At 66.6% G+C, this 26,759-nt stretch carries 21 protein-coding genes; 13 read left to right on the plus strand and 8 right to left on the minus strand.

What is annotated here, in order from left to right:
* Positions 1-82: 82 nt before the first annotated feature.
* From BLS42_RS09475 to BLS42_RS09500, 6 genes are all read left to right on the plus strand, one after another.
* Positions 83-871 carry a TetR/AcrR family transcriptional regulator gene (locus BLS42_RS09475; protein ID WP_090580011.1) on the plus strand — a complete coding sequence of 263 codons (789 nt, stop codon included), beginning with the start codon at positions 83-85 and terminating at the stop codon, positions 869-871.
* A gap of 136 nt (positions 872-1,007) precedes the next feature.
* A complete protein-coding gene (locus BLS42_RS09480) occupies positions 1,008-1,418 on the plus strand; it encodes a hypothetical protein (protein ID WP_090580014.1) in 411 nt (136 codons plus the stop codon).
* A gap of 343 nt (positions 1,419-1,761) precedes the next feature.
* Complete coding sequence (gene dnaK / locus BLS42_RS09485) at positions 1,762-3,645, plus strand: molecular chaperone DnaK (RefSeq protein ID WP_090580017.1); 1,884 nt, start codon at positions 1,762-1,764, stop codon at positions 3,643-3,645.
* A gap of 2 nt (positions 3,646-3,647) precedes the next feature.
* The gene (locus BLS42_RS09490) at positions 3,648-4,337 is read left to right on the plus strand and encodes a nucleotide exchange factor GrpE (protein WP_090580020.1); all 690 of its coding nucleotides are present in this window, start codon (positions 3,648-3,650) and stop codon (positions 4,335-4,337) included.
* 178 nt (positions 4,338-4,515) lie between these two features.
* Positions 4,516-5,499, plus strand: coding sequence for a DnaJ C-terminal domain-containing protein (locus tag BLS42_RS09495; protein ID WP_176803318.1), 984 nt, complete (start codon positions 4,516-4,518; stop codon positions 5,497-5,499).
* A 15-nt stretch (positions 5,500-5,514) separates the two neighbouring features.
* The gene (locus tag BLS42_RS09500) at positions 5,515-5,949 is read left to right on the plus strand and encodes a heat shock protein transcriptional repressor HspR (protein ID WP_090580023.1); all 435 of its coding nucleotides are present in this window, start codon (positions 5,515-5,517) and stop codon (positions 5,947-5,949) included.
* Positions 5,950-6,030: 81 nt separating this feature from the next.
* Here the strand turns inward: BLS42_RS09500 and BLS42_RS09505 are convergent, their stop codons facing one another.
* From BLS42_RS09505 to BLS42_RS09515, 3 genes are all read right to left on the minus strand, one after another.
* Positions 6,031-7,356 carry an MFS transporter gene (locus tag BLS42_RS09505; protein ID WP_090580026.1) on the minus strand — a complete coding sequence of 442 codons (1,326 nt, stop codon included), beginning with the start codon at positions 7,354-7,356 and terminating at the stop codon, positions 6,031-6,033.
* Between the two features lie 93 nt (positions 7,357-7,449).
* Entirely contained in the window at positions 7,450-8,190 is a 741-nt protein-coding gene (locus BLS42_RS09510) for a FadR/GntR family transcriptional regulator (RefSeq protein WP_090580029.1), read from the minus strand.
* An 81-nt stretch (positions 8,191-8,271) separates the two neighbouring features.
* Positions 8,272-9,630 (minus strand): NAD(P)H-dependent oxidoreductase, encoded by a 1,359-nt coding sequence (locus BLS42_RS09515; RefSeq protein WP_090580032.1) that lies wholly within the window; start codon positions 9,628-9,630, stop codon positions 8,272-8,274.
* Between the two features lie 435 nt (positions 9,631-10,065).
* Between BLS42_RS09515 and BLS42_RS09520 the strand changes: the two genes are divergently transcribed.
* Both BLS42_RS09520 and BLS42_RS09525 read left to right on the plus strand, forming a co-directional pair.
* A complete protein-coding gene (locus BLS42_RS09520) occupies positions 10,066-10,464 on the plus strand; it encodes a hypothetical protein (protein ID WP_176803320.1) in 399 nt (132 codons plus the stop codon).
* Positions 10,465-10,555: 91 nt separating this feature from the next.
* On the plus strand, positions 10,556-12,718 hold the full coding sequence (locus tag BLS42_RS09525; protein WP_090580035.1) for an elongation factor G-like protein EF-G2: 2,163 nt from the start codon (positions 10,556-10,558) through the stop codon (positions 12,716-12,718).
* Between the two features lie 21 nt (positions 12,719-12,739).
* Here the strand turns inward: BLS42_RS09525 and BLS42_RS09530 are convergent, their stop codons facing one another.
* On the minus strand, positions 12,740-14,149 hold the full coding sequence (locus BLS42_RS09530; RefSeq protein WP_090580038.1) for an aldehyde dehydrogenase family protein: 1,410 nt from the start codon (positions 14,147-14,149) through the stop codon (positions 12,740-12,742).
* A 289-nt stretch (positions 14,150-14,438) separates the two neighbouring features.
* Between BLS42_RS09530 and BLS42_RS09535 the strand changes: the two genes are divergently transcribed.
* Positions 14,439-15,908, plus strand: a complete 1,470-nt coding sequence (locus BLS42_RS09535; RefSeq protein WP_090580041.1) for an APC family permease — start codon at positions 14,439-14,441, stop codon at positions 15,906-15,908.
* A 120-nt stretch (positions 15,909-16,028) separates the two neighbouring features.
* Here the strand turns inward: BLS42_RS09535 and BLS42_RS09540 are convergent, their stop codons facing one another.
* Positions 16,029-17,000 carry an AraC-like ligand-binding domain-containing protein gene (locus tag BLS42_RS09540; protein WP_090580044.1) on the minus strand — a complete coding sequence of 324 codons (972 nt, stop codon included), beginning with the start codon at positions 16,998-17,000 and terminating at the stop codon, positions 16,029-16,031.
* A gap of 123 nt (positions 17,001-17,123) precedes the next feature.
* On the minus strand, positions 17,124-17,714 hold the full coding sequence (locus BLS42_RS09545) for a TetR/AcrR family transcriptional regulator (RefSeq protein WP_090580047.1): 591 nt from the start codon (positions 17,712-17,714) through the stop codon (positions 17,124-17,126).
* 121 nt (positions 17,715-17,835) lie between these two features.
* On the opposite strand from BLS42_RS09545, the gene BLS42_RS09550 reads away from it, so the two are divergent.
* The 3 genes from BLS42_RS09550 (at position 17,836) to BLS42_RS09560 (ending at position 21,454) form a co-directional block, all read left to right on the plus strand.
* Positions 17,836-19,758, plus strand: a complete 1,923-nt coding sequence (locus BLS42_RS09550) for a primary-amine oxidase (protein ID WP_090580050.1) — start codon at positions 17,836-17,838, stop codon at positions 19,756-19,758.
* Positions 19,759-19,767: 9 nt separating this feature from the next.
* Positions 19,768-20,220 (plus strand): hypothetical protein, encoded by a 453-nt coding sequence (locus tag BLS42_RS09555; protein ID WP_371129547.1) that lies wholly within the window; start codon positions 19,768-19,770, stop codon positions 20,218-20,220.
* A 220-nt stretch (positions 20,221-20,440) separates the two neighbouring features.
* Complete coding sequence (locus tag BLS42_RS09560) at positions 20,441-21,454, plus strand: isopenicillin N synthase family dioxygenase (protein WP_090580053.1); 1,014 nt, start codon at positions 20,441-20,443, stop codon at positions 21,452-21,454.
* A 46-nt stretch (positions 21,455-21,500) separates the two neighbouring features.
* On the opposite strand, the gene BLS42_RS09565 is transcribed toward BLS42_RS09560, so the two are convergent.
* A complete protein-coding gene (locus BLS42_RS09565; protein ID WP_090580055.1) occupies positions 21,501-24,950 on the minus strand; it encodes a DEAD/DEAH box helicase in 3,450 nt (1,149 codons plus the stop codon).
* Between the two features lie 196 nt (positions 24,951-25,146).
* Here BLS42_RS09565 and BLS42_RS09570 point away from each other — a divergent pair, with 196 nt between their 5' ends.
* Complete coding sequence (locus BLS42_RS09570) at positions 25,147-26,085, plus strand: DMP19 family protein (RefSeq protein WP_176803322.1); 939 nt, start codon at positions 25,147-25,149, stop codon at positions 26,083-26,085.
* Here BLS42_RS09570 and BLS42_RS09575 read toward each other — a convergent pair.
* The gene (locus tag BLS42_RS09575; protein ID WP_090580058.1) at positions 26,063-26,599 is read right to left on the minus strand and encodes a COG4315 family predicted lipoprotein; all 537 of its coding nucleotides are present in this window, start codon (positions 26,597-26,599) and stop codon (positions 26,063-26,065) included. The two genes, BLS42_RS09570 and BLS42_RS09575, sit on opposite strands and share 23 nt — an antisense overlap.
* Positions 26,600-26,759 lie beyond the last annotated feature (160 nt).

Consider the following 26,759-nt stretch of genomic DNA (forward strand, 5'->3'; position numbering starts at 1 on the left):
AGGATGCGCCGTCGGGATGCGGCAAGTCAAGAGCGGTGCTCGCATTTGTTGACAGTGCTCTTGTTTGTGAAAAGCTGGTCTCATGCCAGAAGACAGGATTGAAGCCGGGATCGAAGCTGACGTTGATGCTCTTTCGGCGGCCGCGGCTTCCCGGCCCCGCACCCCGCGCGAGCGTGCCCGGGCCCAGACCGTCGCCGATATTGTCCGGCTGGGCCGGGAACACCTGGCGCTGCACGGCGCTGCCGCGCTGTCCCTCCGGGCCGTGGCCCGCGATCTCGGCGTCGTCTCCTCGGCGGTCTACCGCTACGTGGAGAACCGGGAGGAGCTGCTGACCCTTCTCCTGATTGATGCGTACAACGAGCTTGGCGATGAGGTGGATGCCGCCGTCGGCGCGGTGCCGGAAGCCGATTTCGACGGCCGCTTTGCGGCGCTGGGCCGCGCGGTGCGGGAGTGGGCGCTGCGCGAACCCTCCCGTTACGCCCTGCTCTTCGGCAGTCCAGTGCCCGGTTACCGGGCCCCCGCCGAGCGGACCACCGGTCCCGGCACCAGGGTGATTATTGCCCTCATTGGAATCCTCGACGGCGCCTTCCGGGCCGGGCGGCTTGCCGCGACCGGTCGGCGGAGTCCTGCCGTGGCCGCCGGGCTGGCCGGGGACCTGGCGAAAATTCGGGCGGAGTTCGGCCTGGCGGTGCCGGATGACCTCCTGGCCCGCGGCACCCTGGCCTGGACCTCACTCTTCGGCGCCGTCAGCTTCGAAGTCTTTGGCCAGTACGGCCCGGACACTTTCACTGCCCGGGAGGAGCTCTTTGCTCACCACCTTGCTGTGCTGGCGGACGTCGCCGGACTGCCGGCGGCCGGCGCTGCCGTGTGAACCAGGATCCCCTGTTGCCCCGCGGTGGCGCTCGATAGACTGCCCATGCGCCCGCACGGGCGCGCCCGATGCGTCCAGGAAGGATCCATCCATGTCTGAAGAGAACAGGCCTGAAGATAGCAGGCCTGAAGAGAACATGTCTGAAGAGAACGTGTCCGGAAAGGCGGCGTCCCAAAACGCCAATGCGGGTCCCATTGAGGGTGAAGCGGAGGCCGCCGCGCCAGAGGGGCAGTACGCCGAGGGCGACTACGGCTCCGCCGGCACGGAAGGCGAAGTCCCGCCCACGGCCGTCGAGGGGGAGTACGCGACCGGGGACTACGGCAGCGCCGGCGTGGCCGGAGCGGCCGTCGTCGGCGAGGTGGAAGGCGACTATGCCGAGGGCGACTACGGCGAGGGCGGGGTCGCCGGTGAGCCCGCCGGCATCGCCGAGGAGGGGGAGTATCCCGAAGGTGACTACGGGACCGCCGGAACGTCCCATCCCGAGCGCCCCGGCCGGCCGGCCGCGGGAGAGTCTGCCGACGACGACGCCGCTCGGGGCGACAACTAGAGCGAAGGAAGCTGGCGGAACCAGCCGGCGCTGACGCCGGCTGGTCTGCGGCGCGGCCTGTGCGCGGGTGGTCAGTGCACGGGCGGTTCGTGCACAGGTTCGCGCAGGGCGAAACACTGCCCGGGAAGTGCCGGAGGGGCTGGAATCTAGGCGGCGATGAGCGGCCGCGGGCCGGACGCGGAGCAAAGTTGAGTCGATGTCGCTCAACTTTGAATTGACTTATGAACGCGTCTGCGTAAAGTTGAGTGTAGATCGCTCAATAACGGTCGGATCCTTTGCGGTTAGAAGCATTGTGGTCCGCGGCCATCTCCGCAAGATTCCAAGGAAAGTAAGGAAGCAATCCATGTCACGTGCAGTAGGTATTGACCTCGGAACCACTAACTCCGTCGTCTCCGTTCTCGAAGGTGGCGAGCCCACCGTCATTGCCAACGCCGAGGGTGGCCGCACCACGCCGTCGGTTGTTGCCTTCTCCAAATCCGGCGAGGTCCTGGTCGGCGAGATCGCCAAGCGCCAGGCCGTCAACAACATTGACCGCACCATCGCGTCCGTCAAGCGCCACATGGGCACTGACTGGTCGGTCGCCATTGACGACAAGAAGTATACGGCGCAGGAAATTTCCGCCCGTATCCTCATGAAGCTCAAGAACGACGCCGAGTCCTACCTCGGCGAAAAGGTCACCGACGCCGTCGTCACCGTGCCGGCCTACTTCAACGACGCCCAGCGCCAGGCTACCAAGGAGGCCGGAGAAATCGCCGGCCTGAACGTCCTGCGCATCGTCAACGAGCCCACGGCGGCCGCCCTGGCCTACGGCCTGGACAAGGGCAAGGAAGATGAGCTCATCCTGGTCTTCGACCTCGGCGGCGGAACGTTCGACGTCTCCCTTCTTGAGGTCGGCAAGGACGAGGACAACTTCTCCACCATCCAGGTCCGCGCCACCGCCGGTGACAACCACCTCGGCGGCGACGACTGGGACCAGCGTGTCGTGGAATACCTGCTGAACCAGCTCAAGGTCAAGGGCATCGACCTCACGAAGGACAAGATTGCCCTGCAGCGTCTCCGCGAAGCAGCGGAGCAGGCCAAGAAGGAACTCTCCTCCTCCTCGAGCACCAACGTTTCCCTCCAGTACCTCTCCGTCACCCCGGACGGCCCGGTTCACCTGGACGAGCAGCTGACCCGCGCCAAGTTCCAGGACCTCACCAAGGACCTGCTGGACCGCACCAAGAAGCCGTTCCAGGACGTCATCAAGGAAGCCGGCATCAAGCTCTCCGAGATCGACCACATCGTGCTAGTCGGCGGTTCCACCCGCATGCCGGCCGTCTACGACCTCGTCAAGGAATTGGCCGGAGGCAAGGAGCCGAACAAGGGCGTCAACCCCGATGAGGTAGTCGCCGTCGGCGCAGCCCTGCAGGCCGGCGTCCTCAAGGGTGAGCGCAAGGACGTGCTGCTGATCGACGTCACCCCGTTGTCCCTTGGCATCGAAACCAAGGGCGGCATCATGACGCACCTGATCGAGCGCAACACCGCCATCCCCACCAAGCGGAGCGAGACCTTCACCACGGCGGATGACAACCAGCCGTCCGTGGCCATCCAGGTCTTCCAGGGCGAGCGTGAGTTCACCCGCGACAACAAGCCGCTGGGCACGTTCGAGCTGACCGGCATCGCTCCGGCTCCCCGCGGCGTTCCGCAGGTCGAGGTCACCTTCGACATCGACGCCAACGGCATCGTGCACGTTTCGGCGAAGGACAAGGGCACCGGCAAGGAACAGTCCATGACCATCACCGGCGGCACCGCGCTGTCCAAGGAAGACATCGACCGCATGGTCCACGACGCCGAAGAGCACGCAGCCGAGGACAAGGCCCGCCGCGAGGCAACCGACACCCGCAACACGGCCGAGCAGCTCGCCTACTCCGTGGACAAGCTGATCGCCGACAACGCCGACAAGCTGCCCGAAGAGGTCAAGACCGAGGTCAAGGCCGACGTCGACGCCCTCAAGAAGGCCCTCGAGGGCACCGATGACGCCGCCGTGAAGACCGCGTTTGAGAAGCTGCAGGCTTCCCAGGGCAAGCTCGGCGAAGCCATCTACGCCCAGGCCGGTTCCCCCGACGGCCACACCGGTTCCCCCGACGGCCACGCCGGTGCGCAGGGTGCCCCCGCAGGCGAGCATGCGGCCGGCTCTGACGAGGACATCGTCGACGCCGAAATCGTTGACGAAGACGAGAAGAAGTAATCATGCCGCACCACGGTAACGAAGAAGAGCACGGTTCTTCCGAGGACCGGCGCCACGCTGAACAGCAGGAGAACGAGCCGCAGAAGCCGGTGATCCACGATCACCGCAAGGTTGATCCGAAGACCGGCCAGGCCCGCCACCCCGGCCAGGAGCACGCCGCCGCCGCGGACTCCGGTGCTGAGGACTCCCGTTCCGGGGATGCCCTGTCGCAAGCCGAGGACATCCTCAACAGTGTCGAGGTGCCCGCCGAGGAGTCGGTGGCGCAGGGCGTTGACGCGGCCGCGGCGGAGGAGCTCAGGAATGACCTCCGCCGGCTGCAGGCCGAGTACGTCAACTACCGCAAGCGCGTCGAACGCGACCGCGCCGTGGCAGGGGAAATGGCCGTGATCGGCGTCCTGAACTCCCTTCTCCCGGTGCTGGACGACGTCGACGCCGCCCGCCAGCATGGCGACCTCGCGGACGGCCCTTTCGCCGCGATCGCCGCCAAGCTGGAGGCTGCGCTGAAGACGTACGGACTGGTCCGCATCGATGAGACCGGCGTGGAGTTCGATCCGACCATCCACGAGGCCCTCATCCAGCAGCCCGGCACGGACATCGAAATCGACACCGTCAGCCAGGTGCTGCGCTCGGGCTACAAGTCCGGCGAACGCGTCCTCCGCGCGGCCCAGGTGATCGTGGCGGTTCCGGCGTAGGGTTGCGCCCACGCCTTCGCGGATGAGGGGGCCCCGCCCCTACGCGTGGAGGCAAAGTCCTGACGGACTTTGCCTCCACGCTCCGGCAGGCCCGATGCCACTCCCGGGCCCCCTCATCCGCTACGGCGTTCAGCGGTAATCTCGCCTTAACTGTTTGAACTTTTGAAAGGAAACGCCATTGGCTAGCCAGGACTGGGTGGACAAGGACTTTTACAAGATCCTTGGTGTCGCCAAGGACGCTTCCGACGCCGACATCAAGAAGGCCTACCGCAAGCTTGCCCGGCAGCACCACCCGGACACCAACGCGGGGGATGTTGCATCGGAGAAGAAGTTCAAGGACATCTCCGAGGCCTATTCTGTGCTCTCGGATCCCGATGAGCGCCAGCAGTACGATGCCATCCGGGCCATGGGGGGCGGCGCACGCTTCGCCCCCGGCGGAAGCGGCGGGGCCACCGGCGGAGCTGGCTTCGAGGACCTCTTCGGCGGGCTCTTCACCGGCGGCGGTGGGCGCCATTCCGGCAGTTACAGCACGGCCGGCGGCATTCCGCCCGAGTTCGCAGATCTCTTCGGCGGCGGCGGATTCGGCGGCGGGGGCCAGTCCTTCCAGCGGGCTCCGCAGAAGGGCGCGGACCGCACCGCGTCCACCTCGATCTCGTTTGCCGGGTCAATCCGCGGCACCACGATCGGCCTGCGCGAACCGGACGGCGAGGTCATCGACGTCCGTATCCCGGCAGGGATCAAGGACGGACAAAAGGTCCGCGTCCGCGGCAAGGGACAGTACGCCGCCGCCGGCAACGGCGACCTCATGGTCACCGTCTCGGTGAAGCCCCACGAGTTCTACGTCCGCGACGGCGACAACCTCCGGATCCACGTCCCGGTCACCTTCCCGGAGGCGGCGCTGGGGGCGGATATCGAGGTTCCGACGATCGACGGCGACAAAGTCAAGGTCAGGGTTCCCGCAGGGACGCCCTCGGGCCGCACGCTGCGCGTCAAGGGCCGCGGCGTCAAGCACGCCAAAGCCACCGGCGATCTGCTGGTGACAATCGACGTCGCTGTTCCGCGGAAGCTGAACAAGCAAGCTGAGGAGGCCGTGAAGGCCTTCGCCGCTGCGACCGCCGATGAGGACGTCCGCACGGGCCTGGCAGCCAAGGCCCGGCTCTAGGAACGGGATCCAGCCATGGCCATTGACTTCGATCAGCCGATCTTCGTCATCTCCGTTGCCGCGGAACTGGCGGACATGCACCCGCAGACGCTTCGCCAGTACGACCGGATGGGCATCGTCTCGCCCAGCCGCGCCCCGGGCAAGTCGAGGCGCTACTCGCAGCGGGATGTGAACATGCTCCGCGAGGTCCAGCGGCTCTCCCAGGAGGGGGTTTCGCTGGAAGGCATCAAGCGGATCCTGCAGTTGGAGAACCAGGTGGCCGCCCTGCAGCGCCGGGTCAGCGAACTGACGCAGGAGCTGGGCCAGCGTCGTCAGGCCGCCGATTCGCGGATCTTCGCCGCCGGAACTGCCGGCGACGTCGTCAGCCTGGCCCGTGGCAAGCGCCCGCAGGCGAGGTCGCAGGCGCTGGTGGTGTGGCGGCCGCGGGGCATCGACAAGGACAGGCTCTAGGAAAAACACCAGGAAAACAACTGTGCCCGGGACCAATGGTCCCGGGCACAGCTGTTGGTGCGTGCAGCGGGGGTGCCGGGCTTACTTGCCGGCTGCGATGAGCTGGTCGACGGCGGCGCGTTCGCGCTTTCCCCAGGTTTCCCGGGTGACCAGGGCCGCGATGAGTCCGATGGCTCCGCATGCCATGTAGACGATTGCCACGCCGCTCCAGCCCCAGGCGGCTGCCGTGGCTGCTGCGATGAGGGGGATGAAGCCGGAGATGGCGGCCGAGAACTGGTATCCAATGGATGCCCCGGAGGTCCTGGTGTTGGCGGGGAACAGCTCGGAGAACCAGGCGCCCTGGGAACCCGCGAGCATGTCGTGGAGGATCGGCAACCCGATGATATACACGAGGATAACTAGGAACGGGACGCCGGTGTTGACCATGAGGAACATCGGGAAGCCGAAGAGAATAATGCCGGCAGTGCCGATGATGTAGAGCTTGCGGCGTCCAATCGTGTCCGTAAGCCGGCCCCAGAGGATTGTGGTCACCACGCCCAGTGCTGCGGCGAGCACCAGGCCGGTCAGGCCCGTCTGGCGGTCGACGAGCTTGTTGGCGACGATGTAGGACAGCAGGTACGTGACGATGACGTAGAAGCCACCGGATTCTGCCAGCCGAAGACCGATGACCCGCAGAATCGTGCGCCAGTCATTCTTGATGACGGTCAGGAGCGGATTCTTGACGAGTTCGCCTTTGGCTTTCGTTTCCTCGAACTCGGGGGATTCGCTGACCTTCATTCGGATGATGATGCCGGCAATGATCAGGACGGAGCTGGCGAGGAACGGCACGCGCCAGGACCATTCGTTGTTCCAGCCGGTGGTGGCAAGGAAGACGAGGTTGGCCAGCAGCAGGCCAAGCGGGACACCGGCCTGCGGGATGCCGGTGTAGCGGCCGCGCTGTCGCCACGGAGCATGCTCAAAGGTCATCATGATGGCGCCGCCCCATTCGGCGCCGAAGGCCAGGCCCTGGATGATGCGGATCGCGACGAGCAGGATCGGTGCCAGGACGCCCACCTGCTGATAGGTGGGCAGGACGCCGATCAGGAAGGTCGCGGCACCCATCACCAGCAGCGCGCCGACCAGGACTGGTTTGCGGCCGTACTTGTCGCCGAGGTAGCCGCCGATCAGTCCGCCCAGCGGCCGCATGGCAAAGCCCACGGCGAGGGTGGCGAATGCCAGCAGGGTGGCAGCGACGGGGTCTTGGCCGGGAAAGAATGCGGTGCCGAAATAAAGCGCGGCGGCCGTGCCGTAGGCGAGAAAGTCGTAGTTTTCGATCGTCGTGCCGACGGCACTTCCGATTGCGACCTTGAGCTTGTCCGGTGAACCATGTTCAGCCTGGTGGGTCTGTGTTTGCGTGAGCGTGCTCATCAGCGTCCCTATCTCCTTCGATATGGGACGGGGGATTTTTCCCCCTGTCCCGGGTGGCGAGGGTCCTGCACCCGGCGACGCCGTCAGCCGGCGTCAGTGCGGGTGGTTCAGTCCCTCGATGTTTCCAATGTTGTAAAAGCTGCGGATGTGATCCCCCACAGCGCGCCTGGACTCATTCGCGTCCCCCCGCCGGATGGAATCGAGAATGTGGCGGTGTTCGCTGCGAACGACTGTGGCGGTTTTCTTCCAGTCCTCCAGCCGCGCGTAGGCCTCGATCATCTGGCGGTTGATTGCGGTCCGAAGCGAGCCCATCAAGTGGGAGGAAAGCGTGTTGCCTGTTGATTCGGCAATCCGGACGTGGAATGCGGCGTCCAGTCGGTTGAACTCTGCGGTTGAAATGTCGGGGTCATCCATCGCATCCAGGATCAGTCCCAGTTCGTGGTGGTCCTCTTCGCTGGCCCGCGCCGCGGCTTCCTCACAGCACCAGGTTTCCAGTGCGATCCGCGTTTCGAGTACCTCGTTCTGGTCGAATTGACCCAGTGCGAGTTGGAGCTTGAGCAGGTTGACGAATCCGGATCCCGGCTCGCCGACCAGCACTGCCCCGCCCTCGGCGCCCCCGCCGGGACGGATATCCACGATGCCCAAGGCCTCCAGGACCCTGAGTGATTCCCGGAGCGATGGCCGGGAAACTCCAAGAAGTGCCGAGAGGTCCCGTTCGCTGGGCAGCTTGTCCCCAGCCTTGAGTCTGCCGTCCAGGATCCTGTCCTCGATCTGGGACATCACCTGTTCGTAGGTCCGGACCCGTTGGACCGGTTCCCATGCTTCTGCGCTCATACTCGACCACCTCGTTGATTGCCATGCCGCCGGCCGATCGCCGGCGGCATCTCCATCGTAGTCGCGGCCTGAAGGTCTGACCTATGCGTGCGTCAGCATCTCGGCCCTGAATTCCGTCTCCAGCTGCCGCCGGATCTGGACCGCCAAGAGGGTTTCGTCGGCGTCGACGTCGTCCCATGAGACGGTGCCGTCCTTGGGGACGTCGCGCTTGAGTTTCATGCCGTGCGCGAGGCCCAGCGGCAGGGCGTTGCGTTCCAAGGAGATCCGGGCCGGGGCCAGCTTGCCGAACGCCGTGTAGCCGCCCTCGCCGTCCAGGATTTCGCCTGCTTTGAGGTCCTTCTTGGCCGTCGTCATGACGTCGCCGCGGAAGCCGGTCGGTGAACCGGTGGCTTCCCCGCGCAGTACGGCCGAGGCGATACTGACCCCCAGTTCGAGTCCGATCATGTGGTACGGACGGTACAGCGAGCCGTAGCGTCCGGTCGAGTCGGTTTTCACGCCGTACTCGGCAAAGCACTGCGCGGCGTAGTCGGTCTTGGCCTCGAACGTGACATAGACGCCCCAGCGGAGATCGCGCTCCACTTCGGTGCCGTCCCGGTTCAGGCTGGAGGCGATCTCCACGGTGCCGCGCCGGGTCAGGATCCCGCCGACGGACTTCTCGCGGTAGATGTTCGGTAGGTCTTCCACGCCGGCCGGCGGGAAGAAGAGCCCTTCATCCTGCGGGGTGAGCCCCGTGCCGTTGGCGACTGCTGCCATTTCGATGGCCGACTTGGTGCCGTCCAGGAAGGAGTTGAACATCTTGGGGTTGAAGTCACCGGAGGCAAGCTGTTCGTCACTGAAGCCGTAGTAGTTCCACACGGTGTCCGGGGTGGAGTAGTTGTACTCCGGGAGGTATTTGGTGCCCTTGCCGGCGGCGACGATGTCGAAGCCGACCGTGCGGCACCAGTCGACCATTTCGCATATCAAGGCGGGCTGGTCGCCGTAGGCCATGGAGTAGACCACGCCGGCGGCTTCGGCGCGGCGCTGGAGGATCGGGCCCACCATGCAGTCGGCCTCGACGTTGACCATGATGATGTGCTTGCCGTTGTCGATGCTCTGCACGGCATGGGCGGTGCCGACGATCGGGTTTCCGGTCACCTCCAGGATGACCTCAACCTCCGGGAGCCGGATGAGGTCAGCGGAACTTTCCGTGACGAAGGTAGTGCCGTTGCGAAGGGCCTCGGCGAAGTTCCTGGCGGCGTAGCGCTCGGCCGGCCAGCCCGTGCGCTGGAGTGCGCCCCTGGCCTTGGGGACGTCGATGTCGGCGACGCCGACAACGTGGATCCCCTCAGTGTTGAGTGCCTGCGTGAGGAACATCGAGGCGAACTTACCGGCGCCAATGACGCCGACCCTGATGGGCCCCTGCGTGGCGGTTCGCTTCTGCATAAGCGAGTAGAGATTCATGTGGCTACTTCCTCGTAGTATCGCTGCGAGTCATTCGGTCTATTGGTCAGACCATCTGGTGTTACAACCATGACATGAATATCTTTGATGTGTCAACGGTCACTTTTCGCTGTTACCTCGGGATGCCTGGGCAAGTAGGCGCAACGACGAAACTGAGTACACCGGAACGCCAGCAGGTAATCGGGCATCCGATAGTCGGGTACCTGATTTGCGTGACTTGAGGCCCGTGCCGCGCGTTGAATTGGAGTGTCAGAAAAGGCTGGCGTGACACGCTCACAGCTCCTACGGGAAGCCCGGGCAGAGCCAGCGCAGGAGCAGCGTAGACGCCGGGGGGCATCGCATGCATGATTCAGCCGAGTTTGATCCGTCCATTGTCGATCCGCCCAGGTTTGATTCGCCCCCCGGGCTGCAGCCGGCAACATTGACGGGCACACCGTGAGCCCGGGACTCCCGGCGGCCGTCCTGTTTGCCGGCTCCCTGCCGGGGCACATCCTGATGTCCCTGGGGCAGGCCCTCGTCGTCGTCTGCTTGTGCTTCGACTTCGTCCGCGCGGTGTCCGTGCCGCGGTCGCACCGCCGGTACGTGGCCAACACCGTTTTCCGGACACTTGCCCTGCCTTCCATCCTGGTCATGGCGTTTAGTGTGCTCATCGATGCCGCCTCCGGCTCCTGGCAGGGCGTCGGCGCCGGGGTCTTCGTCCTGGTCGCCGTGATCTTCCGGTGGCACCATGACACCGACGAAGACAGTTGGTGGAAGGGCAAAGGCAAGGCACTGGGACGATGGCTCCGGAACCGGGCGGCCTCCGGGTCCATGGTCGCCCCGGCCACGGCCTGAAAAAGCCCTTGCTGTCCGGGCGTCCCAGGGTGTCCAATCCTTAACACAAGGCCCTGCAGGGCACGAGTGGATGCGACGCCGGGAGGTTCTCATGCCGTCGAAAGGCGCCAAGACCCCGTCAAGGGGCCCGGTCCGGGGTACGTCTGACCTCCGGCGGGCCGACGCCACCGGCGTCGCGCCGCCGGAGCAGCCGGACAAGATCCGCAATGTGGCACTCGTGGGGCACTCCGGTTCCGGGAAAACAATGCTCACCGAGGCCTTGCTTGCCGCCACCGGAGCCATCACACGCAAAGGCTCGATCGCCGAGGGCACTACGGTGAGCGACTCGGATCCTTCCGCCATCGCGCAGCAGCGCTCCGTGGCCCTGGCGGTGGTGCCGGTGACGGTGGGGGAGATCAAGGTGAACCTGCTGGACACTCCTGGGTATACGGATTTCATCGGCGAGCTGCGGGCAGGCCTTCGTGCGGCGGATGCTGTGCTGTTCGTCGTCTCGGCCACCGACGATGTCGACGCCGCGACCACCGCACTCTGGAGCGAGTGCCAACGGCTCGGAATGCCGCGGGCCGTGGCCATCAGCCGGCTGGACCATCCGCGCGCGGATTTCGACGCCGCAGTCGCCCGCTGCCGTCTGGCATTCGGCGACGCCATCGTTCCGCTCTACCTGCCGGTCCGCGCGGACGGTGCTGTCACAGGGTTGCTGGGGCTGCTGACCGGGACCGTTTCCGAGCACGGTCCGGCGGAACCCGCGCCGGCCACCCGGGCCGCGACCGGCGTCGAGCTTGCCGCGGCGGAGTCCGCTCGCGGCGCGCTGATCGAGGGGATCATTGCCGAGAGCGAGGACGAGACGCTCATGGACCGCTACCTCGGAGGTGAAGAAATCCCTCCCGATGTCCTGATCGCCGATCTGGAGACGGCCGTGGCCCGCGGGTCCTTTCACCCGGTGCTGCCGACGTCAGCGGAATCCGGACTCGGCCTGGCGGAGCTCCTCGAGGTCCTGGTGCGCGCATTTCCGACGCCGGCGGAACACGGCGTTCCCGCAGCGACGGACCTGGACGGGGTGCCCGCCGGCCCGCTCGGCTGCGACCCCGACGGCCCGCTGCTCGGTGAAGTGGTCCGCACGACGATCGACCCGTTCCTCGGCCGGGTCTGCCTGGTGCGTGTCTTCTCCGGCGTTGTGCGGGAGGACGCCGCCATCCATGTGGGCGGCCGCGGAATGGCGGACCGCGGGCACGAGGACCACGACAGCGACGACCGGGTCACACGCCTGTACTCGCCGCTGGGATCGGGACTGCGGCCCGTGCCGTTCTGCGTCGCCGGGGATATCTGCGCCCTGACCAAACTGGGCACCGCCGAGACCGGCGACACGATTTCGGCCAAGGAGCTGCCGCTGCTGGTGGCCCCCTGGGACATGCCGGACCCCCTCATGCCGGTTGCCATCGAAGCTGCCACGCACGGTGACGAGGACGCCCTGGCCAGGAACCTGGGGAAAGTCACCGCCGGGGACCCGACGCTGCGGGTGGAACGCAACTCCGAAACCCACCAACTGATCCTGTGGTGCATGGGCGAGGCGCACGCCGATGTCGTCCTGGGCAGGCTTCGGGACCAGGGCGTGAACCTGCAGACCGTCCCGGTGATCACGCCACTGCGGGAGACGTTTGCCGCGCCGGCGGCCGGGCATGGGCGCTATGTCAAACAATCCGGCGGCCACGGACAGTACGCCGTCTGCGACATCGAGGTAGAACCCCTCGACCGCGGCGCCGGTTTCGAGTTTGTCGACAAAACTGTGGGCGGAGTGATTCCCGGGCCCTTCGTCACCTCGGTGGAAAAGGGCGTGCGGGCCCAGATGCAGAAAGGCGTCTCCGCCGGGTTCCCCGTGGTGGACATCAAGGTCACGCTGATCGGCGGCAAGACGCACAGCGTGGATTCCTCCGACGCGGCGTTCCAGGCTGCCGGCGCGCTGGCCCTCCGGGAAGCGGCGGCGGCAACCCGCATTCAGTTCCTGGAACCGGTCTCGTCCGTGACTATCAGCGTCTCGGAGGACCACGTGGGCGCTGTGATGAGCGACTTGTCCGCCAGACGGGCACGCCTGACCGGAACGATCTCCTCCGGGGCGGACGGCACCGAGATCAGCGCCGAGGTTCCGGACCAGGAACTGTTGAGGTACTCGGTGGAGCTGCGGGCCCTGACCGCCGGCAGCGGCCGGTTCCGGCGCAGCTACCTGCGGCACGAACCCGTGCCGCAGGCGCTGCAATGAATGCCCCTAATAAGAGCGGTGTCAGCCGTTGATGACCTGTGGAACGCCGAGGGCTTTGAGGCCTTCGACGCCGAATTCGAGTCCGTAGCCGGACTGCTTGGCACCGCCGAAGGGGACGCGGGGGTCCACGGCGCCGTGCTTGTTGATCCAGACGGTGCCGGCCTCGATCCGGCCCGCCACCTTCCGGGCTGCGGCTGGGTCGGCGGACCAGACGGAGGCGCCGAGCCCGACGTCGAGGGCGTTGGCCATGGCGACCGCCTCGTCTACGTTGCTGTAGCGGATGATCGGCAGGGCGGGGCCGAACTGTTCCTCGGCGACGAGCGGGTTGCTGTTGTCGATATCGGCAACGAGCGTGGCGGGGTAGAAGTGGCCGGGCTGGTCCGGGGCCGGGTTGCCGCCCAGCAGAATCCTTGCCCCGGAGTCGCGGGCGGCTTCAACCAGCGCCGCGACGATCTCGAACTGCTGGCGGTTCTGCAGTGGGCCCAGGACGTTGGCCTCGTCCAGGCCGTTACCCATCGGCATGGAACGCGCCACGCTGGTGAGTTCCTCGCAGACGGCGTCGTAAATGGCGTCGTGCACGTAGAGGCGCTTGAGCGCCGCGCAGGTCTGGCCGGTGTTGATGAAGGCGCCCCAGAACAGGCCCTCGGCGATCGCTTTCGGGTCGGCGTCGGGCAGCACGATGCCGGCGTCGTTGCCGCCGAGCTCCAGGGTGAGTCGTTTGACGGTGTCCGCGGAGGACTTGATGATGGCCTTGCCGGTGGCGGTGGAGCCGGTGAACATGATCTTGCCGATCGCGGGGTGTTCGGCCAGCCGGGCGCCGACTTCCCGGCCGCCGGAGACCGCCGTGAGAAGGCCCTCCGGGAGTTCCTGGTTGAGGATTTCGACGAGGGCCAGGACGGACAGCGGGGTGAATTCCGACGGTTTGACCACCACGGCGTTCCCCATCCGCAGGGCCGGCGCAACCTGCCAGACGGTGATCATCATGGGCCAGTTCCAGGGCCCGATCGCGCCGACGACGCCGATGGGCTTGTAGTGCAGTTCGGCGCGGGTTTCGCCGTCGTCCACCACGGTTTCCGGTTCCAGCGCAGTGGCGGCGGCGGCGCGGAGCCACGCGGCGCAGGCGCCGACTTCGAAGCGGGCGTTGGGCCCGTTCAAGGGTTTGCCCTGCTCGCGGGAGAGCAGCCGGGCGAGTTCCTCGGCGGAGCGTTCGACGGCGTCGGCGGCCTTGAGCAGCGCGGCGCTGCGGGCGTCGTGGCCCAGGGCGGCCCAGGCCGGCTGTGCTGCCTGGGCTGCGGCGATGGCCTCTTCGAGGTCCTGGACGGTGTGGACCGGGGCTTCGCCGACCGGTTGCCCGGTGGCGGGGTCCAGGATCGTGCGGGTCTCACCGGACACCGGGGTGATCGAGGCGAGGAGGGCGTCGTAGGTTTCCATGGGTACTCCACATCGAGTAGTTGAGGCGCAGGATGGTTCCAGCGGCCGTACTGTCATGTCCGAGTGTCCACCGGCGCCGGACGCGCAGTCTTGCCTTTGCGCGAACTGCAGTTGATCCATGGCGAACGATCGCCTGGCGCTGGACGCCATTGCGCTGAGGAACAACAACCGATCGCTAATCGACAATAGAGTGACGGGCGTCACCTGCCATGCTGGTTTGCACGGTGCATCTCACCTCCCATTTCTGAGACCGCCATTCCCCAGACTCATGACCGTTAAGAAGGATCCGATGAGTATTTCAAATCCCGAGTCCCGGACCGCAGAAACCAGTCCCCGCACGGAGCACTCCACCGCGCTGCGCGCCGGCAGCGTCGGCGTCATGGGCATTCTCTTCTTTGTCTTGTCCGCCCAGGCGCCCTTGACCGGAATCGTCGGCGCATCACCGCTAGCCGCGGCCCTCGGGAACGGTGCCGGGGCGCCCGGGGCGTATCTGGTGGTGGGTATCGTCATCGTGATCTTCGCCGTCGGGTTCGTTGCGATGAGCCGCAAGATCCAGGCCAATGGCGCCTTCTACGCCTACGTGACCGCCGCCTTTGGGCGAAAGACCGGCGCGGGTGCCGCGTGGCTCGCGCTCCTCGCGTACAGCACGGTCCAGGCCGCGATGTACGGGCTGTACGGTGCGGCCTTCTCGGGGCTCCTAGGATCCGCCGGCATCGAGGTCCCCTGGTGGCTGCTGGCCGTAATCACCATGGCGGGCGTACAGGTGCTGGGATCCCTCAACATCGAACTCGGGGCACGGGTTCTGTCGCTGCTCGTCGGCCTGGAGGTCGCGATCCTGCTCATGTTCGGGTTCACCGTGCTGTTCCGTGGCGGCGGACCGGAAGGAATCAGCCTGGCAGCGTCCTTCTCGCCCGAGGCAATCGCCACCGGAGCCCCGGGCGTGGCCATCATGTTCGCTGTCGCGTCCATGTTCGGCTTCGAATCCACGGCCATCTACTCGGCCGAGGCCAAAGACGCCCACCGCACGGTGGCCCGCGCCACGTACCTGTCGGTCGTGGTCATCGCGGTGTTCTTCTCCTTCATTTCGTGGATGCTGGTCAGCTACTACGGCCCCTCCCGCGTTATGGATGCCGCGGGCGCGGCCCTCGAATCGGGGGACTCCACCTCGTTCGTTCTGACGCCGATGGTGGAGCTGTTCGGGCCGTGGGCCGGAACAGTCACCGGCATCCTGCTCGTGACATCCCTGCTGGCCGGCATCATCGCCTTCCACAACGGCATCAACCGCTACCTCCATTCGCTGGCCCTGCGCGGGTCGCTGCCCGGCGCCTTGGCCCGGACCAACCGGCACCGCGCCCCCGCCGTGGCCGCGCGGGTCCAGACCGCGATCGCGCTCCTGCTAGTGGCGCCCTTCGCCCTGCTGTCCCTGGATCCTGTCCTGACCCTTTTTTCCTGGTTCAGCGGGCTGGCCGTGGCGGCACTGCTGGCGCTCTACATGCTCTCGTCCCTGGCCGTCGTCGCGTACTTCCGCCGGGAACGGGTGGCAGGGCAGATCTGGCAGACGGCGGTGGCGCCGATCCTCGCCACCTTGCTGCTGGGCTGGGTCCTGTTCCTCGTGGTCAGCAACTTCACGGCACTGATCGGCGGCAGCGCCGAAACGGCCGTTGGCCTGCTGATCGCAGTCCCCGTGGTCTTTGCGGCCGGCGTGCTGGTGGAGGTCGGAGTCGAACGCAGGGCCGCTCTCGCGGGGCTCCCCGTCTAAGGACCGGTCCGAGAAGCAGCAGGGGCGGTGCCGGACAGATCCGGCACCGCCCCCTGTGCGTCCCGGCTGGCTGGTCCTGTCAAGACGACGGGCGCTGTCAGCCGCCGGGGAAGGTCATGCTCAGGCGCCGCGCCGCCAGTCGCTGGGGGATTCGCCGAAGGCGTCGCGGAAAGAGCGGCTGAAATGCGCCGCGTCCAGAAAGCCCCAGCGGGCGGCGACTGCCCCCACGGAGGTGCCGTTGTGCAGCGGGTCCCTCAAGTCGCGGCGGATTCGTTCCAGCCGGTGGGTCCGGATCCAACTCGCCACGGTGGTTCCGGACTCGTGGAAGACGTTGTGGAGGTGCCGCGTGGAGATGAAATGGGCCGCCGCGATGGAGGCCGGTGACAGCAGCGGATCGGCCAGATGGGCGTCGATGTACTCGCGGACTGATGCCGCCAGGAGTGCCTGCGGTTTCATCCGGTCCGGTGACATGTCCAGTTCCGAATGCAGCATCGTGGACACGAGGTCGACGGCGTTCGCGGCCAAGCGGGACCCGCTGGGGCCGCTCAGCACGTCCAGGTTCTCCGCGAGGTGGGCGATGAACGGCCCGACGATCGCGGCGAGGCCGCCGTCGGCGGCCATCCGCACGGCTGAAAGCTGCGCGATGCACTCCGGCGGCAGGGACAGCGCATCCCAGGGAAACATGACCACCATGAGGCGGGCGTCTCCCTCGAACGCAAGCGTGTAGGGGCGGCTGGTGTCGTAGATGGAGAGGTCGCCCGGGCGCAGGAGTGCCTCACGGTTGTCCTGGATGAGGAGCCCGGTGCCTTGCAGTTGGAGGTTGAGCTTGAAATAGCGCTGGTTGGACTGCGCAATCAGCGCCGGCGTGCGGTGGACCTCATGGCCCGTGGAGGAGACCGCGACGATCGCCACGCGGTCCAGACGGCGGGCCCGCATGCGGCCGCGGAAGTTGTCAGGATTTCCGGTCGAGGCGGCCAGCGGAACGAAAGATTCCGCGACGAGATGCCTCCAGTGCTCGAACGAGGCGGCCGTGCTGGTGCGGACGTCTTGTCCGGCGGGACTGGCGACCGGGCGGGCTGCAACTGCGGTCATAAAAGATCCTGACGCCGTCGTATATCTGGGACCGTGTCGTGGGACACAGTCCTTTCAGGGTAGCGGCGCAGCCGGCCGATGTCATCTTTTTTCGACAACCGGCGAAAAAAGAATGCCCGACGCCTAGGTGCCCAATAGTGTCAGGAACCCCTCCAGCTGCTCGTTCAGCCCGAGCTCCACCTGGCCCTCGGGGGCGAGTGCCGCCGTGATCTGCGCGCCGAGGAGGAAGTTGAGCAGCTGCCCGGCCAGCGCGGGGTCGGCGACGGCCGTGGTGACGGCGCCGGATTGCCGCGCCTCGGCAAGATGCTGACTCATTGCCGCAATCCACTGCTGCATCGAATCCCGGTGGATCCGGGCCTTGCCGGGATCGTTGATGGCTTTTTGCCAGAAAGGAATGACAATCCGCGCCTCGTTGATCCGCTCCTCATCCAGGGGCAGCACCTCAACGCAAAACGACCTCAAGGCTACGAGTCCGGACTGCCCGGCGGTGACCTCCGCGATGCGTTCGTTGGTGCGGTTGAAGACGTGCCCGAACGCAAACGTCAGCAGATCATCCTTTGTGGGGAAGTATGGCTTGAGGGCCCCGTTCGCGAAGCCGGCCTCGAGGGCGATTTCGCGCATGGTGGCGCTTTCAATGCCGAGCCGGGCGATGGTCCGCCACGTCGCGTCGACGAGTTCAAGCCGTCGTTGGTCGTGGTCGACAATCTTTGGCACCGGGCAGCTCCCCAAAATATTTTGCGTCGGACTCTTGTGGCACATCTTACGGTTCCGTATTCTCTACAACTATAGAAAATAAAGTTCTGACCCGCCAAGGTCCCCGAACGAAGGCCCCAAGATGCCCGTACAAACTGACACTCACACACCGTATAGCCCGTACAGTCTGGCCTCGGGCACCGAAATCACCGCGGTCCAAGGCATCCTGCGTGCCGCGGGCCTGCTGGGTGAGACGCAGCGCATCGCGTACCTCGGTCTGGTGGACCCCGCCAGGAACGCGTCGGCCGAAAGCGAGGACCGCCGGTTCCGGGTCTTCCTGCACGACGTCTCCGGAGGAAGGCCCGCCGACGTGACCGTCTCGGTTTCCAGCGGCGCGGTGGTTTCCGCCGTCGAGCTGGACACGGCGGTGATCGGCGAGCTTCCTGTCCTGGAGGAGGAGTTCGAAGTCGTCGAACAGCTCCTGGCCACGGACGAGCGGTGGCTCCAGGCGCTGGCCAGCCGGGGCCTGGACGTCAGCAAGGTCCGCGTTGCCCCGCTGTCCGCCGGGGTATTCGAGTACCCGGAGGAAAAGGGCCGCCGGATCCTGCGTGGCCTGGCGTTCGTCCAGGATTTCCCCGAGGACAGCGCCTGGGCGCACCCCGTGGACGGCCTCGTGGCGTACGTCGACGTCGTCAGCCAGGAGGTCACGCAGGTCCTGGACACCGGGGCCGTTCCGATTCCCGCCGAACACGGAAACTACACCGATCCGAAGCTCACTGGCCCGCTGCGCACCACGCAGAAACCCATCAACATCACCCAGCCGGACGGACCCAGCTTCACCGTCACCGGCGGCAACCACGTCGAATGGGAAAAATGGAGTGTCGACGTCGGTTTCGACGTTCGCGAAGGCGTGGTGCTGCACAATCTTGCCTTCCAGGACGGCGACCGCAAGCGGCCCATCATCCACCGCGGATCCATCGCCGAGATGGTGGTTCCCTACGGGGACCCGTCACCGATCCGGTCCTGGCAGAACTACTTCGACACCGGCGAATACCTCGTGGGCCAGTACGCCAACTCGCTGGAACTGGGCTGCGACTGCCTCGGCGAGATCACCTACCTCAGTCCCGTCATCAGCGACGCCTTCGGCAACCCCCGGGAAATCCGCAACGGCATCTGCATGCATGAGGAAGACTGGGGAATCCTGGCCAAGCACAGCGACCTCTGGACCGGAATCAACTACACCCGCCGCAACCGCCGCCTGGTGATCTCCTTCTTTACCACCATCGGCAACTACGACTACGGCTTCTACTGGTACCTCTACCTCGACGGGACCATCGAGTTCGAGGCCAAAGCCACCGGCGTCGTCTTCACCTCCGCTTACCCGGAAGGCGGCTCGGCCAACATCTCCCAGCTCGCCCCGGGTCTGGGCGCCCCGTACCACCAGCACCTGTTCAGCGCCCGCCTCGACATGGCGATCGATGGCTTCACCAACCGGGTCGAGGAAGAGGACGTGGTCCGCCAGGCCATGGGCGAAGGCAACGAACGCGGCAATGCCTTCTCCCGGAATCGCACAGTCATCACCCGCGAATCCGAGGGTGCGCGCGAGGCCGATCCCCGCAGCGGCCGGACCTGGGTCATCTCCAACCCGCAGTCACGGAACCGCATGGGCGAAGCCGTGGGATACAAGCTCCATGCCGCGGGCCAGCCCACGCTGCTGGCGGACCCGGAGTCGTCCATTGCCCGGCGGGCCGCCTTTGCCACAAGGGATCTGTGGGTGACCCGGTTCGCGGAGGAGGAGCGGTACCCCACCGGCGATTTCGTGAACCAGCACGCCGGGGGAGCCGGGCTGCCGCAGTATGTGGCACAGGACAGGGAGTTGGACGGACAGGACATCGTTCTGTGGCACACCTTCGGCCTGACCCACTTCCCGCGTCCCGAGGACTGGCCCATCATGCCGGTGGACACGGTCGGCTTCAAGCTCCGGCCCGAGGGATTCTTTGACCGCAGCCCCGTGCTGGATGTGCCGGCGAGTGCACAGCCGGCCGGCGGCCACTGCCACGGCTAGTCCGGCGCCGTGAGCGTCGCGGCCGGTGCGGGCCGCCGGGCCGGCATGGCCAGCACCGTCTTCCATTCGCGGATCTGCGCTGCGGTGACGGCGGCGTCCTGCCTCATGCACCTGGGGCTTGCCGCCGGGAACCAGCACGGGACCTGGCTGAACCTGCTCATGCTCGCGATGGTGGCAGTGTGCCTGCCGTGCGCCGTGCACATCTGGCGCCACGGTACGGCCCGCGCCCTTCGCCAAGTGATGGCCGCGGCGCTGGCGATGATCGCGGTGCACGCGGTCCTGCTTCTCGGCACGGGATCCGGCGGCGCGGGCCACGGCCACCATGGACCCGCAGCTGCCGCTGCAGCCGGCGCGGCGCCCGCAGGCTCCGGGGCGCTGCTGGTGGTCATTGCGGTGGAAATGACGACGGCGCTGCTCGCCGCGACGCTCCTGGCCAGGCTCCGCGCGCAGCCGCGCGGCTGACGCAATCCTGCTGACACAGTCCGGTCAAACAGAGTCGGTCGTTGAACAGCCCCGCCCTCGCGAGGATTCCCGCCTAACGGCTGGCCCCGGCTCCGGGACACTGACCTGCTCCGAATGTCTTATTTCGACACGATAATCCTCATTGCCGCACTCCGGTCCGTAACATTGGGGCCAATACCGGTTTCGGCTTGCCAAGTTCACCGGAAAGGACTAAGACGCTTTGTCACTAGAATCATTGCCCGTCCTGGACTTCTCTCGATTGAGTGCAGGACCGGAGGAAGCCTCCCGGTTTCGGGACGACCTGCGCAACGCCATGCATGAAGTCGGGTTCCTCTACCTGGCCGGTCATGGCATCCCGCAGGAGCTCACTGACGCCATGCTCGACGTCTCCCGCCGCTTCTTCGAGCTGCCCGACGAACAGAAACTCGCGGTCGAGAACGTCCACAGCCCGCAGTTCCGCGGCTACACGCGCATCGGCGGCGAACTCACGGACGGAGCAGTCGACTGGCGTGAACAGATCGACATAGGCGTCGAGCGTGGCGCTGTGGAGCCGGTCGCCGGCGTCGCTGACTACTGGCGCCTCGAGGGGCCCAACCTCTGGCCAGACGGACTGCCCGAGATGCGGGCGATCGTCTCCGAGTGGACCGAGCGCCTGAGCGCCATTTCCCTCACCCTGCTGCGGGCGCTGGCGGTGTCCCTCGGGGCGCCCGAGGACACGTTCGACGCCGCGTTCGCCGAGCGGGCGTTCCCCCTGCTCAAGATTGTGCGTTATCCGGGGGAATCCAACCCGGAACCCAAGCAGGGCGTCGGATCCCACCGCGACGGCGGTGTGCTGACGCTCCTCCTCGTTGAACCCGGAAAGGGCGGACTCCAAGTCGAGTACCAGGGGAGCTGGATCGACGCGCCTCAGGTGCCCGGAACATTCGTGGTCAACATCGGCGAGATGCTCGAGCTGGCCACTAATGGCTACCTTAAAGCGACTCTGCACCGCGTGATCTCGCCCCTTCGCGGCACCGACAGGATCTCTCTTCCGTTTTTCTATAATCCGGCGCTGGACGCGACCATGCCCCAGCTCGCGGTGAGCCCGGAGTTTCAGGCCAAGGCCCGTGGGTTGTCGGTTGACCCGACCAACAGCCCGATTCTGGAAACCTACGGGGATAACGCCCTTCGCTACCGGCTCCGGGCCCACCCGAACGTCGCCGCAGTTCACCACGCGGATCTGATGACGAACTGACTCCGGTGCTCACTCCTGAAGCCGGCCGGGGCGCGGTTGGAGGGCGTCAGTCGTTGAACAGCCCCGCAAGGTCCTCCGCCGTCAGCGCGGAACCGGTGAGCGCGTCGCCTTCCATGACGTCGGCGAAGAGCTGGGATTTCTTGGCCTTGAGCGCCATGACCTTCTCCTCGATCGTGTCCTTGGCGACGAGCCGGTAGACCATGACGTTCCGGGCCTGGCCGATCCGGTGGGTCCGGTCCACGGCCTGGGCCTCCGACGCCGGATTCCACCACGGGTCCAGCAGGAACACGTAGTCGGCCTCGGTCAGGTTCAGGCCGAAGCCGCCGGCCTTGAGGCTGATGAGGAACACCGGCGCGGCGCCGTTCTTGAACTCGTTCACGACTTCGGTGCGGTTGCGTGTGCCGCCGTCGAGGTAGCAGAACTCGATGTTTTCCTCGACCAGCCGCTCCCGGACCTTGCCCAGGAAGCCGGTGAACTGGCTGAAGATCAGGGCGCGGTGTCCTTCTGCCACAAGGTCCGCGAGCTGCTCGAACAGGACATCGAGCTTGCTGGAGCGCACCCCGGACAGTGAAGGATCGATCAGCGAGGGGTCCAGGCTCAGCTGCCGGAGCAGGGTCAGCGACTGGAAGATGGTGAACCTGTTCTTGTTGACGTCCTCGATCAGGCCCAGGATCTTTTGGCGCTCCCGCTGCAGGTGCGTCTGATACACCTTCTGGTGCCGCGGATTCAGCACGACTTCCAGGATCTGCTCCTGCTTGGGCGGCAGATCCCGGATGACCTGCTCCTTGGTGCGCCGCATCATGAGCGGCCGGACCCGCCGCCGGAGCTTGTCCAGCTGCCCCTTGTCGCCGTTCTTTTCCACGGGCTTCTGGTAGTACTCGGCGAACCGTTTGGGGCTGGCAAAGAGCCCGGGGGCAACGATCGAGGTCAGCGCCCAAAACTCCATCAGGTTGTTCTCCAGCGGGGTGCCCGTGATGGCGAGTTTGAAGGCGGCAGGCAGTTTGCGGGCGCACTGGTAGGCCTTGGACTGGTGGTTCTTGACGAACTGCGCCTCGTCCAGGACCAGTCCGGCCCAGGTTTGGGAGGCGTAGGCCTCGTAGTCGATCCGGAACAGGGCGTAGGAGGTGATGATGATGTCCGCGCCGGCCATCGCCTCGGCCGGGTGCGAGCCGCTCTTGGCGAAGGTTTCGCCGATGGCGCGCACGCTCAGCCCCGGCGCGAACCGTGCCGTCTCCGCCTCCCAGTTGCCCACCACACTGGTGGGGGCGACGACGAGGAACGGGGCGGCCCCGGCCGCGGGCTCCTCCGCGGATGGGACGGCAGAGGGTGCCGCGGATGGGGCCGTGGGTGCAGCGGTCTCGCCAGCGGCGGCTTTTGCGGCGCAGATCAGCGCCAGGGCCTGCACGGTCTTGCCCAGGCCCATGTCGTCGGCCAGCACACCGCCGAGGCCGTGGCGGTACAGGAAGCTCAGCCAGTTGAAGCCCTCCAGCTGGTACGGGCGCAGCTCGGCGTTCAGGGTCCCGGGCAGGGGAAGGCCCTTGATGCCGCCTTCGAGCAGGCCGCCCACGGACTCGCGCCACGCGGCCGCCTGTTCGTCCACGATGCCGAGGTGCGCGAGCTCGTCCCACAGCCCGGCCTGGAAGCGGCTGATCTGCAGCGGCGCGTCCTTGTCGCCGGGGTTGTCCTGCAGGGAGCGGGCCTCGTCGATCAGCGCCCGCAGCTGGTGCAGCTCCGGCAGGTCCAGCGAGAAGTACGCCCCGCTGGGCAGCAGCATGCGGGTCTGGCCGGCGGCGAGGGCGGAAAACAGCGCCGCGAAGGAGACGGGCTGGCCCTCCAGGGTGATGACGATGCCCAGATCGAACCAGTCGCGGCTGTCCGTCGCTTTCGTGGAGATCGCCACCACCGGGGCTTCTTCGGCTTCGCGGTAGTCCGCAATCTCGCCGGAGGTATCCACGGAGACGTCGGGGAGGTCGCGGAGCCGGGGCAGCACGTCCTCGGTGAAGGCGAGCGTGTCCAGTCCGGACAGTTCCGCCGTGGCTGCCAGGCGCGGCGTGCCCCAGCCGCCGGTCGCGGATTCGCCCAGGGCAGGCACCACGTCCCAGGGCTGCCCGACCCCCTCAAGGATGCGCGCCTCGGCGGGGTCGTCCCGGTAGCCGTGATCGCCCGGATGCCGCCACAGCGGCTGCGCTGTGACGAGGTTCCCGGACGTGTAGTGCCATTCCCAATGCAGCCGGACCCGGTGGTCCGCCCCGTAGTTGGCCAGCAGGGACAGGGTGGGGACCGCCAGCGTGGGCAGTTCCACGGACTCGTCGGAGGCGGTAACCCGGGCCGTCTGCTTGAGCTTGGGGTAAAAGCCGGTCAGGAAGCGGCTTTCGTCCCGTGCGGGGATGTGCAGGGTGGTCCCGCCCGTGACGAACGTCAGCAATTCCTCGCTGAGACCGCTTTCCAGCGGCGCAAGGGTGATGACGGGGTCGGTGGGGGCGATGCCGGGCAGGGCGCCGCCGTCGGAGGCCAGGAAGATCCCGTGCGCCGGGCGGCCGATGGTCCCGACCGACGCCGGATCCACCACCTCGCCTTCGACCGTGATGGTCGGCGCGAGCTCGAGTCCGCCGTCGTCCCCGCCGGCGCCGAACCGCGCCAGGTTCAGCCCGACGGCGGCAGGCTGCTCGACCAGCCGCACCGGCTCGTCGCCGCGGCTGTGCACCAGGGCGACGCCGATCTTCTTGGCCTGGGACAGCAGGCTCCACAGGTTCTTGCCTGCGTAGGTGTTCAGCCCCAGCCACAATCCGGTGCCGGAATGCTGGCGGTTCGCCATGGCTGTGTGCGAGGCGAGGAATTCCTGCATCCACTCCACATGCGCCTCGTTGCATTCGCGCCGGTAGTTCAGGTAGCTCAGCGTGCTCCAGGAGACGTCGCCGCGGATCCACTTGCCCTTGGCCCCCATGATGACGGGGCGGGCCTTGAGCTGGCGGACGCTGCGGAGCGGATCGCGGCGGCCCGTGTAAGAGAAGTGCGGGGCGGGTTCCTCGACGTCGAACTGGAGCGCCAGCGGAGTGCCGTTGGCGGACGGCGTGATCCCCGGGTGGGCGATCAGCGGGCCAAGGGCCTGCTCCCAGTCGGCCAATTCCGGCGGCGCGCTCTGGCGGGACAGCCGGGTGGCCTCGGCGGGGGCCAGCAGCTGCAGCCGGGTGGCCGGGTTGTCCTCGGCCGCGAAGAGCAGGGCCGCCACGTGCTTGCAGTCCTTGCGGACCGGGCAGCTGCAGACGCCCACCGTACAGCTCCAGCCGCCCGCCTTGCGGACAAGCTTCGCCGTCGTGGAATAGGGCACGTCGGAACCGCCCCGCACCTTGCCCAGCAACAGGCCTGTGGCGGCATCGAAGGAGATCCCGGAAACGCGGCTCCCCATGGCGTAAGCGAGCCCGGCCGCGAGGGAGCGGTCGTTGATCGCGGGAGTCTGTATTGCCAGTGCCGCACTCTCGTCCGGATGGGATGGCATGTGCGCGCTACTTTCGGCAGGTAATCATCTGATCCATCTTACCGAGCCTTCGCAGGCCCCGGAACTTCGCCGGTGGCCGCGGAACCGCCGCTCAAACTTCGCCTGACGTTCAACTGGGGCTTGGCTGCCCGCCGTGAAGACCGACCTACCGTGGAGAGGTCCGGAGTATCAGCAGCGCCAGCAGTAAGGATTCCCCATGACCAACGGTGAGCCCACCATCCAGTCCGCCCACAGCTACCCGACCGTGCTGACCACGGAAAGCATCAAAGGCGGAAATGAGGACGTTGTCGACGCGAACGTCAACGTGGTCAACGCCATGTTCGAGGAGTTGCTGGATGCGGACGAGATCTCCCCGGCCGCGCTGCGCAGCTACTACGTGGACTTTTACCTGACGCAGGCGCTGGCCGGCGGCTTCGCGCAGTACGTGTTCACAGCGCCCGAACGCGAGGAAGTCGATCCCTACGTCCGGGAAGGTCTGGCGGCCATGGGAGCCGCCGCGCACCTGGATCTCTTCAACCGCACGGTGGCCGCCTTCGGCGCCCTGACCGACAGCGACGTCGACAGTTACCTCGACGGCGGCAGCGGCTGGGCCGCCGAAGGCGACACCGAGAGCGACGAACCGGGGGACGGAGTCTCCGACGCCGTTCGCCGCCTTGAAGAACTGGACGGGGAATTCGAATCGGTCCTGGCAACAGAGGACATCGCGGGACTGAACGCCGCCTGGCTGCGTGGCCAGGCGGACCTGCTGGTCCTTGCCGACGACGACCTCGACGCCCACATCGCCGGCCGGGTGGCGCGGATTCCCAACCTCGCGGAGCGCCAGGCGGCAGCGGCCGAGGAAGCCCTTCTGGACGCGCCGGAGTTCGAACAGATCATCCGGGAGCTGTGCGACATTGCCGGCCACAGCCTGGAGCGGATCAGCATGGGCGATCCCAACTATGAGCACAACGGCGAAACCACCCTGGCCTGGCACTTCACCACGGAACAGGGCGAATTCCTCATGCTGGAAGACGACGACGAGGCCTTCATGCTCAACCCCCGGACCCAGGAAATCCTCGCGGCCGTGGAGTTCGAAGAGACAGTGGAGTTCGACGAGTCAGTGCAGTCTGGGCCTACGGCACGGGCGGTGCGGTGATCATCTCCCCGGAGGGTGCCACGAGGTACCAGACCCCGCCGACGCCCTGGCCCGTGATGTCTCCCGCGGTCTGGTCCTTGGAGTAGTAGTAGATCGGCATCCCGTTGATGGTCACCTGCATCTTTCCGTCAGCCGTTGGGATGGTTCCGACCTTGCCGGTGACGCCATTAACGGTGGGAGTCGCCGTCGTCGAGGTGACCGGGGGCCACGACGTCAGGCACGCGCCGGTGCAGGCGCTATTCCCGGAGTCCGCCGAGTTCTTGGTGAAGTAATAGACGCTCAGTCCTTGGCCGGCCACCACGATCTGGCCCGCCTTGGACTGGCCCACCGAGAGAACCGCAGCGGACGTGGACGCCGGCGCCGAACCAGCCGGCGCGCTGGTGGAGGACTCTGCGGGCGCGGAGGTGGCTGGCGCCGCCGACGTCGGCGTCGTTGTGGTCGCTCCGCCGCCGCAGCCGGACAGTAGCGCGGCAAGGGCGAATGCGGACAAGCCAATGCTGAGGTGCTTCTTCATTGCTGCTCCTAGGCTCGAGCCGGCCCAACTCGCCAGGCCGGCGCTACCCGATACGACGCTATGGAGCGCGGAATGGTTCATGGCGGACCGGACATGTTGGTGTCGGGCTGTCCTGGGGCACACTGAACTATTGGGTCCGCCCGTACGTCATACAGGGGCA

The sequence above is a fragment of the Arthrobacter sp. ov407 genome (genome assembly GCF_900102895.1).
Lineage (GTDB): Bacteria > Actinomycetota > Actinomycetes > Actinomycetales > Micrococcaceae > Arthrobacter.

What these genes read in the sequence shown, in the direction of transcription:
- BLS42_RS09475 (WP_090580011.1), top strand. Translation starts at nt 83, where the DNA reads ATGCCAGAAGACAGGATTGAAGCCGGGATCGAAGCTGACGTTGATGCT.
- BLS42_RS09480 (WP_090580014.1), top strand. Translation starts at nt 1,008, where the DNA reads ATGTCTGAAGAGAACGTGTCCGGAAAGGCGGCGTCCCAAAACGCCAAT.
- dnaK (WP_090580017.1), top strand. Translation starts at nt 1,762, where the DNA reads ATGTCACGTGCAGTAGGTATTGACCTCGGAACCACTAACTCCGTCGTC.
- BLS42_RS09490 (WP_090580020.1), top strand. Translation starts at nt 3,648, where the DNA reads ATGCCGCACCACGGTAACGAAGAAGAGCACGGTTCTTCCGAGGACCGG.
- BLS42_RS09500 (WP_090580023.1), top strand. Translation starts at nt 5,515, where the DNA reads ATGGCCATTGACTTCGATCAGCCGATCTTCGTCATCTCCGTTGCCGCG.
- BLS42_RS09505 (WP_090580026.1), bottom strand. Translation starts at nt 7,356, where the DNA reads ATGAGCACGCTCACGCAAACACAGACCCACCAGGCTGAACATGGTTCA.
- BLS42_RS09510 (WP_090580029.1), bottom strand. Translation starts at nt 8,190, where the DNA reads ATGAGCGCAGAAGCATGGGAACCGGTCCAACGGGTCCGGACCTACGAA.
- BLS42_RS09515 (WP_090580032.1), bottom strand. Translation starts at nt 9,630, where the DNA reads ATGAATCTCTACTCGCTTATGCAGAAGCGAACCGCCACGCAGGGGCCC.
- BLS42_RS09525 (WP_090580035.1), top strand. Translation starts at nt 10,556, where the DNA reads ATGCCGTCGAAAGGCGCCAAGACCCCGTCAAGGGGCCCGGTCCGGGGT.
- BLS42_RS09530 (WP_090580038.1), bottom strand. Translation starts at nt 14,149, where the DNA reads ATGGAAACCTACGACGCCCTCCTCGCCTCGATCACCCCGGTGTCCGGT.
- BLS42_RS09535 (WP_090580041.1), top strand. Translation starts at nt 14,439, where the DNA reads ATGAGTATTTCAAATCCCGAGTCCCGGACCGCAGAAACCAGTCCCCGC.
- BLS42_RS09540 (WP_090580044.1), bottom strand. Translation starts at nt 17,000, where the DNA reads ATGACCGCAGTTGCAGCCCGCCCGGTCGCCAGTCCCGCCGGACAAGAC.
- BLS42_RS09550 (WP_090580050.1), top strand. Translation starts at nt 17,836, where the DNA reads ATGCCCGTACAAACTGACACTCACACACCGTATAGCCCGTACAGTCTG.
- BLS42_RS09565 (WP_090580055.1), bottom strand. Translation starts at nt 24,950, where the DNA reads ATGCCATCCCATCCGGACGAGAGTGCGGCACTGGCAATACAGACTCCC.
- BLS42_RS09570 (WP_176803322.1), top strand. Translation starts at nt 25,147, where the DNA reads ATGACCAACGGTGAGCCCACCATCCAGTCCGCCCACAGCTACCCGACC.
- BLS42_RS09575 (WP_090580058.1), bottom strand. Translation starts at nt 26,599, where the DNA reads ATGAAGAAGCACCTCAGCATTGGCTTGTCCGCATTCGCCCTTGCCGCG.